Source organism: Cumulibacter manganitolerans, assembly GCF_009602465.1.
Classification (GTDB): Bacteria; Actinomycetota; Actinomycetes; order Mycobacteriales; family Antricoccaceae; genus Cumulibacter; species Cumulibacter manganitolerans.
The window spans coordinates 1-2760 of sequence record NZ_WBKP01000109.1 but is presented as its reverse complement, the minus strand read 5'-3'; the positions used below and the strand labels follow the sequence as shown (position 1 = coordinate 2760).

The window sequence follows — 2760 nt, the reverse complement described above, 5'->3', positions numbered from 1 at the left end:
CGTCCGAGCGCCCCGCGAGCGCCGGCCGCCCGGTGGCTGCCACGCCCGCCCGCCGGAGCGCCGCACCGCCGCGGCGCAGCACCTATCGTGAGCACCGAGACCACGACCGCGACTCGAGAGGACGACGCGCCGGATGACACGCCACATCGTGCTGACCGGCGGCGGCACCGCGGGCCACATCGAGCCGATGCTGGCCACCGCCGCCGCCCTGCAGGCCGCCGAGCCCGGCATCGGGATCACCTGCATCGGGTCCGCGGGCGGGCTGGAGACCACCCTGGTTCCGGAACGCGGGTACGACCTGCGGACCGTGCCGGCCGTACCGCTGCCGCGCAAGCCCTCGGGCGACCTGCTGCGGCTGCCGGTCCGGCTGCTCAGGGCGGTCCGCCAGGCCAAGGCGGTACTGCGCGAGACGCACGCCGCGGCCGTCGTCGGCTTCGGCGGCTACGCCTCGCTGCCGTCCTACCTCGCCGCCCGCAGCCTGCGCATCCCGGTGGTCGTCCACGAGGCCAACGCCACCGCGGGCATCGCCAACAAGGTGGGCGCGCGGTGGGCGGCGTTCGTCGGGACCGCGGCGACGACCACCGGTCTGCCCGGCTCGCGGATCGTCGGCATGCCGATCCGCGCGTCGCTGCAGCACCTCGACCGCGCGGCACTGCACGACGAGGGCCTCGCGCACTTCGGCCTGCGCCCGGGCTTCACCACGCTGCTGGTGTACGGCGGCTCGCAGGGCGCCCGCACGCTGAACACGGCCGTCACGGCAGCTGCCGATCGGCTGCGGGAGGCCGGCATCCAGATCCTGCACTCCTACGGCAGGAAGAACGCCGTCGAGGCGCCCCCGGCCGCCGGCGGACCGGCGTACGCCGCTGTCCCGTACATCGACCGGATGGACCTCGCGTACGCGGCGAGCGACTTCGTGCTGTGCCGCGCCGGCATGGGCACCGTCGCCGAGGTGTCGGCGGTCGGCCTGCCCGCGATGTACGTGCCGCTGCCGCACGGCAACGGCGAGCAGCGGCTGAACGCCGAGCCGGTCGTGCGAGCCGGCGGCGGCGTGCTCGTCGACGACGCCGACCTCACCGGCGACTACCTCGTCGAGGTGCTCCTCCCGCTGCTGCGCGACCCCGCGAAGGTGGCCGCGATGGCCGGCGCGGCGCGCTCCGCCGGCCACGCGCAGGCCGCCGACGTCCTCGCCGCGAAGGTGCTGGAGGTCGCCCGGCATGGCTGAGCGGGTACTGCCGGCGTACGCCGACCCCGGCCGCCTGCTGCGCGCCGACCAGCTCGGGCCCGTGCACTTCGTCGGCATCGGGGGCGCCGGGATGAGCGGTATCGCGCGCATCATGCTGCAGCTGGGGATCCCGGTCTCCGGCAGCGACGCCAAGGAGTCGCAGAGCACCCGCGACCTGCAGGCAGCGGGCGCGCGGGTCCGCATCGGGCACTCGGCCGACGCGCTCGGCGACGCGCAGACGGTCGTCGTCTCCTCGGCGATCAAGCCCGGCAACCCCGAGCTGGACGCCGCGCTCGCGCGCGGGCTGCTGGTGCTTCCCCGCGCCCAGGCGCTGGCCGCCGTGATGGCCGGCCGCAAGCCGGTGGCGGTCGCCGGCACCCACGGCAAGACGTCGACGACGTCGATGCTCGTCGCGGCCGTCGCCGCCTGCGGCGGCGATCCGTCGTACGCCATCGGCGGCGAGCTGCTCTCGACGGGCCGCAACGCGCACCTCGGCAGCGGGCCGGCGTTCGCCGTCGAGGCCGACGAGAGCGACGGGTCGTTCCTGCTGTTCGCGCCGCACATCGGCATCGTGACCAACGTCGAGGCCGACCACCTCGACAACTACGGCGACTTCGCGGCGGTGCTGGGCGCCTTCCGCGACTTCGTCACCACCATCGACCCGGCCGGGGCCCTGGTGGTGTGCGCCGACGACCAGCACGCGGCGGGGCTGTGCGAGGTGGCCCGCGACCGCGGCCTGCGCGCGGTCACCTACGGCCTCGGCGAGGACGCCGACCTCCGGCTCACCGACGTGCGGGTGGGCGACGCGGGGACGACGTACACCGCCACGGGCCTCGGTCTGGACGCGCTGCCGGTGTCGGTCGGCGCGGCGGGGGTGCACATGGCGCTCAACTCCGCGGCCGTGCTGGCCGCCTGCATCGTCCTCGGCCTGGACCCGCGTGCCGCGGCGGACGGGCTCGCGGCGTACACCGGGGTGCACCGCCGGATGGACTTCAAGGGCGAGGCGGCCGGGGTGCGGGTCTACGACGACTACGCCCACCACCCGACCGAGGTGCGCGCCCAGCTCACCGCCGCGCGCCAGGTGGCCGGCCGGGGACGCCTGGTGGTCTGCTTCCAGCCGCACCTGTTCTCGCGCACCGTCGCGTTCGCGCGGGAGTTCGGTGCGGCGCTGAGCCTCGCCGACGAGGTCGTGCTGATGGACGTCTACCCGGCGCGGGAGCGCGCCGCGGACTTCCCGGGAATCACCGGTGCGAGCATCGCCGAGCACGTGACCGCGCCGGTCCGATTCCTGCCCGACTGGGCGGCCGCCGCGCCGGCGCTGGCCGAGGCGGCGCGCGCCGGCGACCTGGTGATGACGGTCGGCGCCGGCGACGTGACCGACATCGGGCCGCTGCTGCTCGAGGCGCTCGCGGGCGAGCGACGCGAGGACACCGATGGCTAGGTCGACGGCCAAGCGGCCGCCCGCCGGCGCCCGGGCGTCCGCCGCGCGACCGAAGGACCGGCCCGCGCGGCGCTCCGCCCCGGCCCGCGGCTCCGCT

General features: G+C 76.3%; 2 protein-coding genes. Both read left to right on the top strand.

The window, feature by feature from the left end:
- Positions 1 to 133 precede the first annotated feature (133 nt).
- The gene (murG, locus tag F8A92_RS18285; RefSeq protein WP_153506613.1) at positions 134 to 1222 is read left to right on the top strand and encodes an undecaprenyldiphospho-muramoylpentapeptide beta-N-acetylglucosaminyltransferase; all 1089 of its coding nucleotides are present in this window, start codon (positions 134 to 136) and stop codon (positions 1220 to 1222) included.
- Complete coding sequence (gene murC / locus F8A92_RS18280; RefSeq protein ID WP_153506612.1) at positions 1215 to 2663, top strand: UDP-N-acetylmuramate--L-alanine ligase; 1449 nt, start codon at positions 1215 to 1217, stop codon at positions 2661 to 2663. The genes murG and murC overlap by 8 nt, the downstream gene beginning before the upstream one ends.
- The last annotated feature ends 97 nt before the right edge of the window (positions 2664 to 2760 follow it).